The organism is Shewanella mytili (assembly GCF_046765975.1).
GTDB classification, from domain to species: domain Bacteria; phylum Pseudomonadota; class Gammaproteobacteria; order Enterobacterales; family Shewanellaceae; genus Shewanella; species Shewanella mytili.
This window is the reverse complement of sequence record NZ_JBKOUD010000012.1, coordinates 58,421-75,255: the sequence shown is the minus strand read 5'-3', so window position 1 is coordinate 75,255 and position 16,835 is coordinate 58,421. Positions and strand designations below refer to the sequence as shown.

Below are 16,835 nucleotides of genomic sequence, written 5' to 3'. Positions count from 1 at the left end.
ATGAAAAAGCGGATATTGAACCACAAAGGTAATATTTGAAAGAGAAAAAGTATTAACAAAAAAAGGAAGAGAGCGACGCTTTAAATAAGCGGTTTTTATTAGCAATTAAATGGTAGCCGCCAAATAGCGGCTACCTGCGGCCTGATTATTTGGCTTTGGATGACGCCATGTAGGTGAGCACTTCGTCGTAGCTCATGTTCAGTTCTTTGGAAAGATTGATGACCTTGCTTTTAAAGGTTTGTACTTTTTCGTTTTTTATTTGTTGATGCTGCATTTCGGCTACCACATCCTCTACGGCTTCCTGCAACAATTGCATGCGTTTCAGGCTGTAATCGAGGGATTTTAGATAGCGTATCATTTGGGGTTTGTTTCTGGCTTGTTCAAGATCCGTTGAATGCTTTTTCTCATATCCATATTCATCAAGCGCGGCGATAGCACTTTGCAGATCAAGATCTTTGCTCATTTTATTCTCTTATTAATTTAATGAAGTAAACACCACAACAGGATAAATAGACAACCACTTCAGAATAACAATGAAGCGGACTATAAATTGTATATTATTTCCCATTAATGACTCAAGTAATATCCTCCTTTATGGCACTTGTGATGACTTAATAAGGCCACTAACCTTATAAGTACATTTTGACAGAAGGCTTATTGTTATGTTGGATTTACTGCCGGATCTTTTTGATACGTTTCCTGAACAGGTAAAACTGCTGCCATTACCGCTAAAGCAATACGGAAATCACCACATTTTTTGGGGTGAAATTGTTACTGTGAAATGCTTTGAAGATAACTCCATGGTGAAACAACTACTGGCGCGCCCGGGAGAGGGGAAAGTGCTGGTGGTTGACGGTGAAGGTTCCCTTAACAAGGCGTTAATGGGGGATTTGATTGCCCAGAGCGCTGTCGACAATGGCTGGGCCGGGGTGGTGATATTTGGTGCAGTGCGGGATGCCGGGGCATTGGCCCAAATGCCATTGGGGGTGAAAGCGCTGGGCACCGTGCCGTTAAAAACCGCTCGCAAAGGGCTGGGTGAAGTTAACTGTCCTTTGCAATTTGGTCATCAGATTGTGATGCCGGGTATGGTAATTTATGCCGATGACAATGGATTAGCGCTCAGTGATACAGCATTGGATCTGACTCTGTTAAGCTAAGCCCCAGTTTCATGATGCAATCAAAAGGACTGAAGAATGAAAGCATTAAAGTGGATTTTTGGCGTGTTGGCACTGGTGATTGTCGCCTTCACGCTGTATCTCACCCTGTTATTTGACCCCAACGATTTCAAACCCCAGATTATTGCTGCCGTGGAAAAACAAACCGGCAGGACGCTTGTGATTGATCAGGATCTGAGCTGGACCTTTTTCCCGTCAGTGGGCATTGAGGTGGGCGGCATTTCCTTGAGCAATCCGGACGGCTTTATTGAAAAACAGCTTGTGTCCGTGCAAAAAATCGTCGCCAATGTGGCACTGTTGCCGCTATTGAGCAAAGAGATAAAGATTTCCCAGCTGCAACTGGACGGATTACAACTGAACCTGGAAACCACCAAGGATGGACGAAACAGCCTTGATGGTCTGACAGGCAGCAAGCAACCGGCAAAAACAACCGAAGCAAGCGGCACTGATAGCCATCTGACCCTTGGCGGGCTGAATATTGGCGGCATTAGCGTGACTAACGCTCAGGTACGTTTGCTGGACCGTCAACAGGGGAGTGAAAACACCTTTACCCTGGCGTCATTAACCTTGGGCGAATTGGCTTTGGGGCAATTTGCCCCACTGGAATACCACTTCAGCGGGGAAATGCCGCAGCTCAATGTGAGCAGTAAAGGGAAAGGTTACCTGAAGATTTCTCCCGATCTCACGCAGCTTGAACTGAAAGACTTTGCCATCCATAAAGTGTTGATGGGAAGCGCCATTCCTCATGGTGAAATGCAAGTGGATCTGACCACCAATGTAATGCTGGATACCGCAAAACAGGTGGTAACGATTGCCTTGCCAATATTGAAAATCGCTGACATTACGGGGAACGGCAATATGTCGCTATCCTATGGCGGCAAAGTGCCCCAAATTGATGCAACCTTGGCAATGGGCGCAATTGACCTGGATAAATTACTGCCAGCAGAAGACGCACCAGCCCCTCAGACTGCCGATGCAGGTGCCAAGGCCAGTACCGCCACTGAACCTGATCTCAGTGGCATGAAAGCGGTGAATATGACCCTGGCGCTAACGGTTGATTCACTCAAGACTGCTGGCCTTACCACCGAGAACTGGGCCATGAAAGCCCGCTTGCATAACGGCGTGCTGGAGCTGCAACAGATGACTGCCGATTTGTATCAGGGCAAGCTTAGCGCCATGGCCAAGCTTGATGGGCGCAATAAAATCGCCAGTTATCAGTTTGACGGCGCATTGCAGCAGATTAACTTGCGGCCATTATTGAGTGACATGGCACAGGTGGACATGCTGGCAGGTAGCGCCAAAATCAACGTTAAAGGTGCTGGCCGTAGTCTGCTGCCTGCCAATATCAAACGCAACCTGAATGCCAACGGCAGTTTTGACATTGCCGATGGGGCGCTTTACGGCATCAACATTCCATTGATGATCCGCAATGCTCAAGACAAGCTGAAAGGGGATTTGAGCGCCACCAATAATGAAGAGCAGAAAACCGACTTCACCAGCCTTACCGGCAGTTTTTCTGTCAAGGATGGGGTAGCCCATAATCCGGATCTGCAAATGTCCTCGCCGTTAATCCGTTTGTCGGGCGCCGGTGGTGCCAACTTGTTGCAGGAAACATTGGACTATCAGCTGAAAACCGCACTGGTGGACTCCCTTAAAGGCCAGGGTGGCAAGAGCTCCGATAACCTGGCCGGGATTGAAATTCCCCTGCGGATAAGCGGCACGTTTGGCGAGCCTAAATTCTCACTGGATACCGAAGCCCTGTTTAAAAGCCAACTGAAGGGTGAAGCAGAAAAAGCCAAGGAAAAACTGACAGACAGCCTGTTTAAAAAGCTTGGCGTAAAATAAACGCCATGGTTGAAGCTGCACTGCATGTAACGCCCTGCAGCAGCTTTAAACAAGGCTGACATATCGGCCAAAATGAAAAGTCAGATATCATGTCTGACTTTTTTATTGGTTTTCATCCGTACATAAACACCATGCCTGAACATGCATCAGCCTTTGGCGCACGTGCGGCGTTATTGAAATTGCGCGATTAATTCTTGTTGCCGCGCACTTTGCCGTTGCAACTCGGAGCCATGGACCGATGCCTGCTCGCTGTTGTGCTGCAACTGGCTGACGGCGGATTGCATCCGGGCGCAATTGGTGTGCAGTTGCTCTACCGTATAGGCTTGCTCTTCTGTGGCAACCGCAATTTGGTGGCTACCGGCGGTAATGCGGGCCAGTGCCCTGGACTCTTCATTGAGCCGGTTCACCAGCTGCTGTTCCAGGGCAATGCTTTGCTGGGTCAGGTGCTGGCTGCGCTCCATTTCCGTTACCGCCTGGCGGCTTTGCTCCCCTAACTGGTGGATGATATTGTAAATCTCTTTGGCAGAATCCGATGAGCGCTGCGCCAGCGCCCTCACTTCATCGGCCACCACCGCAAAGCCGCGACCCGCTTCACCGGCTCTGGCCGCTTCAATGGCGGCATTAAGCGCCAGCAGATTGGTTTGTTCCGACAATTTTTCAATCACTTCCAGCACGGTGTTAACACTGGTGGCCTGCTTGTCCAACGCTGCAATCTGGCCAGCCACTTTCTCAAGCAGGGCACTCATTTCGCCATTGGCTGCATTGCTGGCTTGCAAGGCTTGCATGGTGCTTTGATTGCTGTGCTCCAGTTCGGTAACATCACCGGCGGTATTGGCAGAGGTGCCGGCGATTTCTGCCACGGCACTTTTCATCTGGCTGATGGCAACTACCAGCTCATCAAGGGCCGCTGCCTGTTGCCGCAATTCCTGGTGATTATCATCCACCGATTGCTGGTGGGCGTGCAGGTTTTGGGTCAGGTGTTCGTTGGTGTCATCAATACGGGCGGTAATGGCGGTAATTTCGGCCTGCTGCATGCGGATGGTGAGTTCGGCGGCGGCCAGTATATCCGTATCACCGCTGTAGATGGCCTGCATTAGCCTATTGTGCTGGGTGTTATCACTGAGCTGTTGCAGTTTCTGGCAACGTTTTGCAAGGCGGGCAAGTGTCATGCCCATTATCGCAGCAGCCACCAACGCTAACAGATAATTGAAAGGGGATGGCAGCAGCGGCATTGACAGCAATAATGCTGAGGACAGTGCCCAGCCAAGGGCGATTTTCCCGGGCAGGGACAGCGAAAAACGGGGCAGGGGGGATTTGCCTTGCTCAATCTTGCTGTAGCAGGCCGTGGCGCGTTCAATCAGTGCCGGGTCCGCTTTGGTGCGAACGGATTGGTACTCAAACAGTTTTCCTGCCCGGCGAATGGGCGTGATAAAGGCATTTACCCAATAAAAACCGCCATCTTTCCGGCGGTTCTTGACAAGGCCCATCCAGTTTTCACCCTGTTGGATGGTTTGCCAGAGATCGGCAAATGCGGCTTTGGGCATATGGGGATGGCGCACAATATTGTGCCCGTGTCCCAACAGCTCTTGCTGGCTGTAGCCGCAAATGTCGCAAAATTGCTGATTTACGTGGGTAATTCGCCCTTTTAAATCGGTGGTTGAAATGATGCGGCCGTTTTCAGGCACTATGGTTTCAACATCCGTGATGTACTTATCTCGCTTCATACCCAACACAGTAACGGCAGTTAAATATTTTTTATTATCGGTAATCGCGAGAGTCAAAATTGTGACGCCCCACGGAAGCCGGGGCAATGATGGCGGCTAAATGCGTAAAATTTGAGTGGGCGCAACTGAACGGCAGTCCAATTGCCGTTCACGTCACGTTCATGTGTCAGCTGTCGCTGGCGGTAATATCCACAAACAGGGTAAGTATCTGCCCAGGCTTGATATATTTTTGTCGTTGCAGTTGGTTCCATTCCTGTAACTGGGTGACGGTGACATGGAATTTATGGGCAATTCTCGCCAAGGAGTCACCATTGCGTACGGTGTATTTTACCGTGCGGGTAATGCTGCCTTTTTTGGTGGCTTGATTGTGCCATAACACCAGCACTTTGCCCGGATGCAACGGGGTTTTGGCGGCGATGTCGTTCCAGCGGCTAAGCTGGCTGACGCTGACGCCGTGATCATGGGCAATCTTCCAGAGCGAATCCCCGGCCTGAACCTTATAGGTGGTTTTGTATTTACCCTTGGTTTGCCGTTGCTGCAGGCGGTTGTCGGCAGACAGCGGATAGGCATCCGCATCCTGGGAGGATACCGGGATTAACAGGTGCTTGCCGGCCACAATGGTATTGCCCTTGATGTCATTGACTGAGCGTAAAATCTCAATGGTTGTTTTGTGGCGTTTGGCTATCAGCCCCAAAGCGTCGCCGCGCTTGATTTTGTAGCGCAGCCAGCTGAGACGGTTCTCCGCCGGGGTGGTGGCCAGTGCCACTTCAAAGTCCTGAGCCTTGTCGGCAGGCAGCACCAATTGGTGGGGGCCATCAGGGGCGGTTGCCCAGCGATTGTATCCCGGGTTCAACTGTTGCAGCTCGCGTACTGACAGACCGGCCAAATCGGCGGCCAGCGCCAAGTCAATCTGGCTGCCGATGTCAACCACCGACACCACCGCCTGATTATCAATGGGGGCAAGCTTGATGCCATATTGCTCGGCATGTTTAATCACATCCGCCAAAGCCAGTAATTGGGGCACATAACGCTCGGTTTCCTTGGGCAATGACAATGACCAGAAGTCGGTGGCTTTGCCCCGTTTGGCATTCCGTTTTACCGCATTAAGCACCCGGCCTTCGCCGGTGTTGTAGGCGGCAATGGCGTATAACCAGTTGTTACCGGTTTTCCGGTAGAGGTATTCCATCATGTCCAGCGCCGCGGTAGTGGCGGCGGGTACGTCCCGGCGGCCGTCATACCACCAGTTGATTTGCAAGCCGAAATGACGTGCCATGGGCGATGTGAACTGCCATAAGCCGGAAGCGGCACCGGGCGAATAAGCGTAAGGGTCGAACGCGCTTTCCACAATGGGTAACAGTGCCAGTTCCATGGGGAGATGGCGCTGCTCAATCTGCTCTACTATGAGGTACAAAAAGGGTGTGGCACGCTCGGATATCTGCTGCAGATGTTTGGGGTTATTGATGTACCACTGGCGGTATTGGCGCACCAGCTTTTCATCAGGAATGGGCATTTGCAGCTGGTTGCGCAGCCGTTGCCAAACATCGGTAATGGCCAGTTGGGGCTGCTGGGGTTCTTGCGGTGCCTGTTGCAGCACTTGGGCGGTGGTGATCTGCGGTTTTTTAGGCGAAGATGTGGTCTCTGACGGCATTGTTACCGTCTGGCAGCCTGCCAGAAACACAACTATCCCGGCGGTGGTAAATAAATTCCGTTGCTTCAAAAGCGCCAGTCCTCAAAAGAATGTCTTGCATAAAAACGTGATTGAGCCAGTAGCAAAGGGGGGGTATCCCTTATGGCGGGCCCCATGGGTAAGCAACGTGTTGCGGGGGCTCGCCGATGCGGCATCCATGGTGACATGGCTACTGGCCGGACGGTTGCAGCATGTGTTTGTTTATCAAGTAGATTATGCTGCTGATGCAGGGCTTTGCAGCGGATTGAACTGCATCAAAGCGAGCTATTGTAACCAATAAATTAAAAATTGTCTTTCCATGAGCGGAGAAGTTTTAAGCGGGTCACGGCATCTTTGGGCGTACACTGCCAGTGCTCACTCAGCACCGTTTGTAGCCGTTCATCTTCGCAGTGCAAAAACGGATTGATGGCGCGCTCAAGGCCAATGGAGGAGGGCAGTGTGGGACGTTGTTGCAACCTTAATTGCTGGGCTTGCCGGTAAAAGGTTTGCAATGAAGGGTTGTGAGGTTCCACTGCCAGGGCAAATTTCAGGTTGGCAAGGGTGTATTCATGGGCGCAATACACCCGGGTGGTGTCAGGCAGGGCGGCCAAACGTTGCAATGATTGGTAAAGTTGCTCAGGCGTGCCTTCAAACAGGCGGCCGCAACCTGCGCAAAACAAGGTGTCTCCGCAAAAAAGCGCATCATCAATCACATACGCAAGATGATCCAGCGTATGCCCCGGCACCGGATACACCCTGGCGGTTAACGGCGGCGCATCATCACAGGCTAACTGGCACTCGGCGCTTTGAGTCAGTGGCTGGTTAACCCCTGAAATAAGCGGATTTTGGGGGCCGTAAACCGGCACTTCCCGGGGATGGGACTGCTGTAACTTGGCCACCCCGCCCGTATGATCCCGGTGATGGTGGGTAAGCAGTATGCCCGCCAGTTGCAGTTGTTTTTGTTGCAGGGTGGCCAGGACTACATCGGCATCTCCCGGGTCCACCACCCAGATGCTGCTACTGTGGGCCGGTTGTATGCACCAGATGTAGTTATCGCTGAAGGCGGCAAGGGGAAATACGGAAAATCCCTGATGGGGCGTGGCAGTAAACTCCTGGGCAGACATGGCAAACTCCTGAATGACAGACGGACCTGATCATGGTCAATATTACCTGTTGTAGCCCTTGCTTGCAGTAGTCATTCATTATTAAGCTAGGGTTATCATTGTGTTCGGTGGGAGAGATTATGTTCCAAAATGCTCAGGTGCCCCGTTGGGATGCGCTCCCGGGAGGCGCAGGGTTACGGCAAGATTTGGAACAGTCTCTGGCCCAATGGTGGCCGCGCATTTTTGGTTATCATCTATTGCAGCTCGGGCCGTTAAGTGCCGATTTCAACAGTAATGACTGCGGCATTGCCCATCGTTTTTCCGTCTATCCCGGCACCGGGGCATCATTGCAGGGGGATTATTGCCAGCTGCCGTTGCAGTGTGCCAGCGTTGATGCGGTGACCATGCATTTGTTGCTGGAGTTTGAATCCAACCCTTACCGCATTCTGCGGGAAGTGGACCGGGTGCTCATCAGTGGCGGATATTTGGTGATTTCGGGGATCAATCCTTTCAGCTGTGCCTGCTTGGGGAAATTATTACCCGGTTATCAGCAGCGATGGCCTTGGAATGGGCATTTTTTCATGCCCGCACGGGTACGGGATTGGCTGGGGCTTTTGGGGTATCAGCTGGTGCATGATGAACGACTGTGTTATCACGCTTTCATGCCGGACTGGGACTTGCCCATGCTGTGTCGCCAATGGCAGCATCGCTGGTTGCCGGGCACCGGTGCGGTTTATCTGCTTGTGGCCAGAAAGCTTGAAGCGCCATTAACGCCGCTATCCAACCGGCAACGCAAAAAAGTGGGCAGTTGGCGCCCGGCAGCCACGGCAGGCTGCTCTGGCAGCACCAATGCGGGCCGTATCAACAAGGAGTAGTGGGCCAATGCGCATCACATTGAAACAACTGCAAATTTTTGACGCCATTGCCCGCAGCGGACAGGTGGCCAAAGCCGCCAAAATGATGAATTTGTCGCCGCCTGCCACCTCCATGGCCCTGGCCGAGTTGGAGCGGCAACTGGATACGCAGTTATTTGAACGTTCAGGCAACCGCCTGTTGCTCAACTCCCAAGGTAGCATGTTGCAACCCATGGCCACCAAGGTGTTGCACCAGATGGCGGATATTGAACACGCATTTTCAAATACATCCTCGCTGTTGGCCGGAACCTTGAATGTCAGCGCCAGTAATACCATCGGCAATTTCTTGCTAACCAAGGCGGCGGTGGCGTTCAGCCAGCAACAACCGGCGGCGCGGGTTGAACTGACCATTGATAACACCCGTAATGTGGTGCAACAGGTGGCGGAGTTTCGCTCAGAGTTGGGCTTTATTGAAGGTTATTGCCTGGACAGTCGCATTGTTACCACGCCTTGGCATCATGATCAGTTGCGGGTGTTTTGCCATCCCGAGCATCCGCTGGCAGGGCAACACCTGGCGCCTGAGCAACTGGCCGGTGTTGACTGGGTGTTGCGGGAAGAAGGTTCCGGTACCCGGGAATACTTTGTGAATAACGCCAATAAGCTGAATTTGCATCCGGAGGTGAAATTCAGCTTCCCCACACCGGATGCCATTAAGCAGGCGGTGAAGCAAGGGCAGGTGCTGGGGGTGTTATCGGAGTTGACCATTGAGCAGGAACTGGCAAGAAAAGAGCTTGCAGTGGTGCACATTGAGGGGTTGGATTTGGCCAGGCCCTTTTATCTCATCCGCCACAAGCACCACAGTTTTACCCCCCTTGCCAGTGGGTTTATCAGCTTTTGCCAGGGGTTTTTACCATTATCCTGTCAGACCGAAGGGGTATAACCGCTGTCAACGGCGGTGGGATGGGATTCAGCGGCGCTTCTTGCCAGTTCATCACAGCGCTCGTTCTCCGGGTGGCCGGCATGGCCCTTGACCCAGCGCCATTCAATGTCATGTTGCTGGCTGGCCTTATCCAGGCGCTTCCATAAATCCACATTCTTGACCGGCGTTTTGTTGGCGGTCTTCCAGCCTTTGCGCTTCCAGTTGATGATCCACTGGGTGATCCCCTGACGCATGTACTGGCTGTCACTGGTGAGGATCACATGGCAGGGCTCTTTCAGGGTTTCCAGCGCCATGATGGGGGCCAGCAATTCCATGCGGTTGTTGGTGGTGAGCGCAAATCCGCCCGACAACTCTTTGGTATGCTGCTTGTAACGCAAAATGGCGCCATAACCACCGGGACCGGGATTTCCAAGACAGGAGCCATCGGTAAAAATTTCTATCTGTTTCCGTTCGTTCATCAAGTTGCTAACATAGTCGACCAAGGGAACATCTTAAGTTGTTATTGAGTAAGCAGCAAAAATAATATGAATATTGTCTCCAGTGCCGCCCGCCAGATTATTCTTGATACCGAAACCACCGGCATGAACCAGGGCGGCGGCCCGGTTTATCTGGGCCACAGGATTATTGAAATCGGCGCGGTGGAAGTGATTAACCGGCGCCTTACCGGCCGCACCTTTCACAAGTATTTAAATCCGCAGCAAAAGATTGATGAAGAAGCCATTGCAGTGCATGGCATCACTGATGAAAGGGTGGCCAATGAGCCGCTGTTTCGGGACATCAAACAGGAGTTTATCGCTTTTCTGGACGGCGCTGAAATGGTGGCCCATAACGCCCCCTTTGACGTGAGCTTTATCGACCATGAGTTCTCGCTGTTAACTCCCAAAGGGCCGCAGGTCACGGATTTTTGTGCGGTGCTGGACTCGCTGGCCATTGCCAAATACCTGCATCCCGGGCAAAAAAACAACCTGGATGCCCTGTGTAAGCGCTATCAGATAGATAACTCCCGCCGGGAATACCACGGCGCGTTACTCGATGCCGAAATTCTGGCCGATGTTTATCTGGCGATGACCGGTGGCCAGACGGATCTTAACCTGAGCCTTGACAGCAACCGGGGCGGCAGTGCCAGCGGCGGTATCATGCGTCTGGAAAATAACCGGCCGAAACTTAAAGTGATCGGCGCTTCTGCCGATGAACTGAGTATGCACGAACAACGGCTGGATTTAGTGGCTAAATCCGGTAAATGTTTATGGCGTAATTGAAACAGGGAATGCAGGGCTCCATGAGAAGATTGCCTCTGTGGTGTCTGTTTTTATGTCTGACGGTGTGGGGACAGGCCGGTTTTGCCGCAGAACCCCCGCAGCCGCTAGCACAGGCCTCCGAGCTGAAAAACCGTTTCCGCATAGACCATATGGTGGATGAAATCACCTTGATGGTACAGCGGGAGTATGGCTCTGCCCCCGTAGTGGTGGTATTGCCTGACGGCAGTAAATGGTACGCCAGCCGCCATCCCCAATGGGTGCATTGGGAGGCGGGCATCAGTGGCGACATGATCCGGATTGCCCATCCCCAACCTGGCCCCTGGCAATTACTGGGGCAAATTGTCCCCGGTTCGCAAATCACCAAGGTGTCCCGTTTGGGCATTTGGATTGACCCCTTGCCCCAGCCACTTTATCAGAGCGAGCGGTTGAAGCTGAACGCCGGGCTGACCGGTGATGAATTGCACATGCGCCTGCCGGGGCTTGCCTACATGCTGAAATGGAACGCCAAATTCATCTCGGCACGTCAGGCGGAGGATGAAAATTTCGCGGCGGGCAGTTTTACCGTCGGCAGTTTTCAGGATGACGGTGAGCAGCTGGATGAGCGCCCGGATGACGGACTTTTTACGGCGGATATTAACCTTAATCACCCTTGGGGACATTACACGCTGGATATTCAGGTGGCCAATGAGGTCTTTGAACGTGAATACCAACAGGATTTTGTGCTGTCGCCCATTCCTGCCGATATTGAAGTGACCACGCCTGAAGATCCCCAGCAGCAACCCTGGGGCTTGCAGCTGGTGGTGGACACGGATGAATTGCAACTGAGTGAAACCCATTTCCAGCTGGAAATCATCGGCCCCGCCGGGTTTCATTTATCGCTAACCGTCAGGGAGCTGGCGCAGGCAACCCATCAGTTAGCGTTGCCGCAGGTCACGGAGTTTGGCAGTTACCGCATCAAGGGCACCTTGTACAGTACCAATTGGGCCGGACGGGAAATCGTGCTGACATTACCGGAGCGTTTTTTCAATTATGTGGCACCGCCTGAACCGCCGCCAAGCCCTGAAGTGATTGCCGCCATGCGGGCAGAAGAAGCCAGGATGCAGGAGCAGCAGGCCAAGGAGCAGGCGTTATGGTGGTTGATTGTGGGGAACGGGGTGTTGCTGGTATCGGCCATTGCCCTGATCCTGTTTTTACGCAAACGAGCCATGCTCAAGCAGGCATTGGCTGCGGCAGAGCGGGAACTGCTGGCCCAACAGGCAAAAGATGCGGCGCCACTGGATTTGCAGGATATTGATTTGTCCCTGCCGGATGATGATGAAAAACCGCACTAAATTCAGCGTAAACCCGTATGCCATGGGAGTAGGCCGTGCTTGTAGGACAATTGCCGGCGATTAAACATGGGCGGATGAGCGGCGGCTGTACTCTTGGTTTGGCAATTAATCGATAATTTATGCGTGGCAAGTCCTTGTGCGATACACAGTTAGTGCGGTGAAATCAGGCTTCTGGCAATTTTTTTATCCAACATCACTATTTTTATCATAATGCAAAAAAATGTTGGCGTTTTTCAATAAGCTGCCGTATGATGCCCGTGAATTGAGTGGGGTGGTAGTTCAGTTGGTTAGAATACCGGCCTGTCACGCCGGGGGTCGCGGGTTCGAGTCCCGTCCATCCCGCCAACGCATTAACCTGTCCATTGGGCAGGTTTTTTGTTATTTATCGTTCATAAATGTCTTTTGTAATGTCTTTACCGCACAAGGGGATTACCCTGTGGTCGGTGTCTTTATATACTTTCACATATTCCAAATGCGCCAATCTTAGGGATTTGGCTTGCCGTCTGTGTCTGCCGGATACAGGGGGTTCAATCAGGACGCGAATTTTATGGTAGAAAAAATTACCGCCATGCTGGCAATTATCGGGGTATTGTCTTTAGTCTGCCAATGGTTGGGTTGGTTGTTTCGCTTACCTGCGATTTTACCGCTGTTATTGTGTGGCTTGGTATTGGGGCCGGGGTTGGCGCTGTTACAACCTGATGCGATTTTTGGCGAGCTGCTGTTTCCCATCATCTCTCTGGGGGTGGCGGTTATTTTGTTTGAGGGGGCGTTAACCCTCAATTTTAAAGAGATTAAGGATCATGGCCGGATGGTGACCCATCTGGTATCGGTGGGCACCTTTGTCACCTGGGGCTGCATTGCGCCGGCGGCGCATTTTTTACTGGGCTTTGAGTGGCCGTTAGCGCTGTTATTCGGGGCACTGGTGGTGGTAACCGGCCCCACGGTCATTGTGCCCATGCTGCGCACGGTACGCCCCAAGGCCCAATTGGCCAACATCCTGCGCTGGGAAGGGATTGTTATCGACCCCATTGGCGCAATTCTGGCGGTGCTGGTGTTTGAATACATCACGGTGAGCAGCGATCAGACCTCCCATGTGCTCGCCGCGCTTGGGTCCATGCTCAGCATCGGTTTCGGCTTGGGGGCTTTAGGCGGCTATCTGGTGGGAATTATCTTACGTCGCAACCTGCTGCCCCATTATCTGACCAACACTGCCGTGCTTACCATCATGCTGGGCATTTTTGTGGGCTCTAACCTGCTGCAAGAGGAGTCCGGGCTGCTGACGGTAACCGTGATGGGAATTTGGCTGGCCAACATGCGCGGAGTCAATATTGCCGATATCCTGGAGTTCAAAGAAACGCTGACCGTATTGTTGATTTCCGCCTTGTTCATTTTGCTGGCAGCCCGGCTTGATTCCGGGGCGTTGCTGGATTTGGGTTGGGGCGGCATTGGCGTTTTGCTGGTGGTGCTGTTTTTGGCGCGGCCATTGAGTGTATGGCTGTCCGGCATCGGCACCTCATTGAGTTCCCGTGAAAAATGGTTTTTAAGCTGGGTGGCGCCCCGGGGGATTGTTGCCGCAGCGGTATCATCCCTTTTTGCCATCAAGCTGGAGAGCAAAGGCTTTGAAGGCGCCGAAGCGCTGGTGCCACTGGTGTTCCTTATCATTATCGGAACAGTGGTGTTTCAGTCACTGAGCGCCGGCCGCTGGGCACAATGGTTGGGGGTGACCTCCGGCAGCGTGGAAGGGCTGCTGATTTTTGGCGGTTCCAAATTCGCCAGGGAGTTTGCCAAGATACTGGTAAACAAGGGCTTTAAAGTCACCATTGCCGACAGTAACTGGGATAACGTGCGCCAGGCGCGCATGGACAATATTCAGGTGTATTTTGGCAATCCGGTCTCGGAGCATGCCGACACGTATCTTGATCTCAGCGGTATCGGCCGGGTATTGATATTGTCACCCTATCAGCAACTTAATCCGGTGGTGTTTTTTCACTTCCAGGATATTTTCGGTGCGGAAAAAGTCTTCGGGGTGCACAGTAATGGCAGCAGTGCCGGCAGTGCCCGCCATCAGTTGTCAGAATCCTACCTGAGCCGCATGTGCCTGTTTGGTGACAATGTGTCTTATGCGCGGCTGCATAGCCTGATGTCCCGGGATGCCGTGATTAAAAGCACCAATATCACGGAAGCATTCACTTATGCTGATTTTTGTGAGCGCTATGGCGACACGGTCATTCCGCTGGCGTATTTGAAGGGAGGCAAAATTCACATCATGACCAGTCCGGTGAAAGAGTTACCAGCAGGTATTGAACTTATCAGCCTTATTCCCAAAGAAGCCATGGAGTTGCACCAGCAAAAAGCCGCCCAAGAAACCCTGCGCAAGAAAAATGCCGATGCACTGCCGCTAACGGAATAAGTATGACGTGGCACCTATCTCATGGCGGTAGGTGCTCAGTGCCCGGCGGCTGTTCTTTGGCGCCGACTTTGCCGTGAGTGCTTGGCACGGGTTTACCGGGAGCGCTAGCGCCGGGCAGGCGCTGTTGCTACGGATTTTGCATTATTCCGGCAAAAGGCTGACTGTTCTTCAACGCGCTTACAGAATTTGCCAATAAGGCTGTTTTGCATGGGCGCTCAGTGGTATAAATACTGCGATTAAGCCCCTACAACATACGCAACAGTACAGGTAAGAAACATGATTTTCCCTCAGATTAGTCAAGCGCCCGCCGACCCGATTTTAGGCCTAACCGATGCTTTCAAAAAAGATCCCCGTGAAGACAAGGTCAATCTGGGGGTTGGGGTATATAAAAATGAAGCCGGTCAGACCCCCATCTTGCAATCTGTTAAAAAGGCTGAAGCCAAATTGCTGCAAAGCGAATCCTCTAAAACCTATTTGGGCATTGACGGGGTGCAGCGTTACAACCAGGCGGTACAAGCGCTTTTATTCGGCGCCGACAGCAAGATTGTCAGCCAGGGGTTGGCAGTGACCGCGCAGGCGCCGGGCGGCACAGGTTCATTACGGGTAGCGGCGGAGTTCATTGTCAGAAACACTGACAGCAGAACCATCTGGGTCAGCAAACCCACCTGGGCCAATCATCAGAATATCTTTATTGCAGCCGGGCTTAACATCAAAGAATATCGCTACTATGATGCCAACCATCAGGCACTGGATTTTGCCGCCATGACAGCAGACCTGGCGCAGGCACAGGCCGGGGATTTGGTGTTGCTTCATGGTTGCTGCCATAACCCTACCGGGATTGACTTATCTGCCGAGCAATGGCAACAAGTAGCGCAGCTGTGCTTGTCCCGGCAATTGCTGCCGTTATTTGATTTTGCTTACCAGGGCTTTGGTGATGGTGTGGAAGAAGACGCACTGGGGTTAAGATGTGTGGCCAGTGTGGTGCCCGAGTTGTTAATTGCCAACTCGTTTTCCAAAAATTTCGGGTTGTACAACGAGCGTATCGGTGCCGTAACACTGGTGGCTGAAGATAGCGCCAGCGCGCAAAAGGCTTTCAGCCAGATAAAACGCACCATTCGTGCCAATTACTCCAACCCGCCGGCTCACGGCGGCTTGGTGGTCAGCACCATTTTGTCAGATCCCGAGCTTAAAGCCTTATGGCTGGAGGAAGTGACCGCCATGCGCCAGCGCATTGCCAAAATGCGCCAGTTGTTTGTGGACACACTGAAAGCGGAAGGCGTAACCCGGGATTTCAGTTTCATTTGCCGCCAAAAAGGCATGTTCAGTTTTTCAGGGCTGAACAAGGCGCAAGTGGAACGGTTACGGGAAGAGTTCGGTATTTACATTGTGGGTTCCGGCCGCATTAGTGTTGCTGGCATGACCCAACAGAACATACCGGTGATTTGTAAGGCGATTGCCCAGGTATTGTAATCGCGAAGGCGCAACTAAGTGAAAGGACGGTAATTGCCGTCCTTTTTTATGGTCAAAAAAACGTCTGAATCGCGGTATATTTTGTGAAACCGCATGCCTGATTTATAATCAGCCGCTTATTGAATAAGATCCCCAAAGGAGGCTGTTTGAGAACAGGTCGATTAGGTTCTTCAATTCTTGCCATTACCATTGTGATAGTGGCCATTGTGGCGTTACGGATCATTTTCATTCCCGTTGCCGAGCGTCAGCAAACCACAACGCCGTTAGTCAAGAAACATCAGGTAGGGGTCAGTTTAATTCCTGACTTTAATGACATTGCCGATATAGGTGAAAAAAAGCAGGCGTTTTTTGATTTCCTGCGTCCCTCGGTAAAAAAACAAAATTACCTGATTGCCGAAGAGCGCCGCTTCTTACAACAGGTGGCAAACCATTTGCAAAATGAGATGCCGCTGGATGATGCGGAGCAGTATCGGGTGCAAAAACTTGCTGACAAATACGCCTACACCATGGACAGCATTGATCTCAGTACCCTTAAGGACCTGATGAAGCGGGTAGACATTATTCCTGAGGCCATGGTGCTGATCCAGGCTGCCAACGAATCAGGCTGGGGGTCTTCCCGGTTTGCCAAAGAAGGGTTCAATTTTTTTGGACAGTGGTGTTTTCAGCCTGGCTGCGGTTTGGTGCCCCAATCTCGCAATGAAGGCCAACAGCACGAAGTGGCCGTGTTCGATAGTGTTGAAGCGTCGGTTGCATCCTACATGCGTAATCTCAATACAAATGCCGCCTATGCCCTGTTTCGTGCCATTCGGGCCGATTTGCGGGTGCAACAACAGCCGCTTACCGCGGAAAAACTGGTTTACGGCTTGATTAACTATTCCGAGCGGCAAGATGCCTACATTGATGAGTTACTGGATATGCTGCGCCATAATCAGAAATATCTGGCACCTGAAAATACCCAGAGTTCGGTTTCCTGAAGCCCATGTGACGGGCGGGCAACGTGAGTCCGCCAGTAAAAAAGCGGCACATGAATGGTGACGGGTGTGTAAGTAGGTTGCGCA

Annotated in this window: 14 protein-coding genes and 1 tRNA gene; 10 read left to right on the top strand and 5 right to left on the bottom strand. The window is 52.1% G+C overall.

Translation table 11 applies throughout. From position 1 onward, the window contains the following. Positions 1–145: 145 nt before the first annotated feature. Positions 146–463 carry a hypothetical protein gene (locus tag ACIDEJ_RS12235; protein WP_411988351.1) on the bottom strand — a complete coding sequence of 106 codons (318 nt, stop codon included), beginning with the start codon at positions 461–463 and terminating at the stop codon, positions 146–148. A 199-nt stretch (positions 464–662) separates the two neighbouring features. Here ACIDEJ_RS12235 and ACIDEJ_RS12230 point away from each other — a divergent pair, with 199 nt between their 5' ends. Continuing rightward, complete coding sequence (locus tag ACIDEJ_RS12230) at positions 663–1,157, top strand: putative 4-hydroxy-4-methyl-2-oxoglutarate aldolase (RefSeq protein ID WP_411988350.1); 495 nt, start codon at positions 663–665, stop codon at positions 1,155–1,157. Positions 1,158–1,193: 36 nt separating this feature from the next. Further along, positions 1,194–3,020 carry an AsmA family protein gene (locus ACIDEJ_RS12225; RefSeq protein WP_411988349.1) on the top strand — a complete coding sequence of 609 codons (1,827 nt, stop codon included), beginning with the start codon at positions 1,194–1,196 and terminating at the stop codon, positions 3,018–3,020. A gap of 170 nt (positions 3,021–3,190) precedes the next feature. Here ACIDEJ_RS12225 and ACIDEJ_RS12220 read toward each other — a convergent pair whose 3' ends face one another. From ACIDEJ_RS12220 to gloB, 3 genes are all read right to left on the bottom strand, one after another. Then, complete coding sequence (locus tag ACIDEJ_RS12220) at positions 3,191–4,744, bottom strand: methyl-accepting chemotaxis protein (RefSeq protein WP_411988348.1); 1,554 nt, start codon at positions 4,742–4,744, stop codon at positions 3,191–3,193. 166 nt (positions 4,745–4,910) lie between these two features. Next, entirely contained in the window at positions 4,911–6,461 is a 1,551-nt protein-coding gene (locus ACIDEJ_RS12215; protein WP_411988347.1) for a LysM peptidoglycan-binding domain-containing protein, read from the bottom strand. A gap of 251 nt (positions 6,462–6,712) precedes the next feature. Then, positions 6,713–7,534, bottom strand: a complete 822-nt coding sequence (gloB, locus tag ACIDEJ_RS12210) for a hydroxyacylglutathione hydrolase (RefSeq protein WP_411988346.1) — start codon at positions 7,532–7,534, stop codon at positions 6,713–6,715. Positions 7,535–7,653: 119 nt separating this feature from the next. On the opposite strand from gloB, the gene ACIDEJ_RS12205 reads away from it, so the two are divergent. Continuing rightward, positions 7,654–8,388 carry a class I SAM-dependent methyltransferase gene (locus tag ACIDEJ_RS12205; RefSeq protein ID WP_411988345.1) on the top strand — a complete coding sequence of 245 codons (735 nt, stop codon included), beginning with the start codon at positions 7,654–7,656 and terminating at the stop codon, positions 8,386–8,388. 7 nt (positions 8,389–8,395) lie between these two features. After that, positions 8,396–9,307 (top strand): LysR substrate-binding domain-containing protein, encoded by a 912-nt coding sequence (locus ACIDEJ_RS12200; RefSeq protein WP_411988344.1) that lies wholly within the window; start codon positions 8,396–8,398, stop codon positions 9,305–9,307. On the opposite strand, the gene rnhA is transcribed toward ACIDEJ_RS12200, so the two are convergent. Continuing rightward, positions 9,289–9,765, bottom strand: a complete 477-nt coding sequence (rnhA, locus tag ACIDEJ_RS12195; RefSeq protein WP_411988343.1) for a ribonuclease HI — start codon at positions 9,763–9,765, stop codon at positions 9,289–9,291. The genes ACIDEJ_RS12200 and rnhA overlap by 19 nt on opposite strands. A gap of 66 nt (positions 9,766–9,831) precedes the next feature. Here rnhA and dnaQ point away from each other — a divergent pair, with 66 nt between their 5' ends. From dnaQ to ACIDEJ_RS12165, 6 genes are all read left to right on the top strand, one after another. Continuing rightward, positions 9,832–10,566 (top strand): DNA polymerase III subunit epsilon, encoded by a 735-nt coding sequence (dnaQ, locus tag ACIDEJ_RS12190; protein ID WP_411988342.1) that lies wholly within the window; start codon positions 9,832–9,834, stop codon positions 10,564–10,566. Positions 10,567–10,586: 20 nt separating this feature from the next. Next, positions 10,587–11,897 (top strand): TIGR03503 family protein, encoded by a 1,311-nt coding sequence (locus ACIDEJ_RS12185; RefSeq protein WP_411988341.1) that lies wholly within the window; start codon positions 10,587–10,589, stop codon positions 11,895–11,897. Positions 11,898–12,165: 268 nt separating this feature from the next. Continuing rightward, positions 12,166–12,242 (top strand) — tRNA-Asp (locus tag ACIDEJ_RS12180). A 202-nt stretch (positions 12,243–12,444) separates the two neighbouring features. Beyond that, a complete protein-coding gene (locus tag ACIDEJ_RS12175; protein WP_411988340.1) occupies positions 12,445–14,307 on the top strand; it encodes a cation:proton antiporter in 1,863 nt (620 codons plus the stop codon). Between the two features lie 276 nt (positions 14,308–14,583). Further along, the gene (locus tag ACIDEJ_RS12170) at positions 14,584–15,777 is read left to right on the top strand and encodes an amino acid aminotransferase (RefSeq protein WP_411988339.1); all 1,194 of its coding nucleotides are present in this window, start codon (positions 14,584–14,586) and stop codon (positions 15,775–15,777) included. A 146-nt stretch (positions 15,778–15,923) separates the two neighbouring features. Then, positions 15,924–16,751 carry a glucosaminidase domain-containing protein gene (locus tag ACIDEJ_RS12165; protein WP_411988338.1) on the top strand — a complete coding sequence of 276 codons (828 nt, stop codon included), beginning with the start codon at positions 15,924–15,926 and terminating at the stop codon, positions 16,749–16,751. The last annotated feature ends 84 nt before the right edge of the window (positions 16,752–16,835 follow it).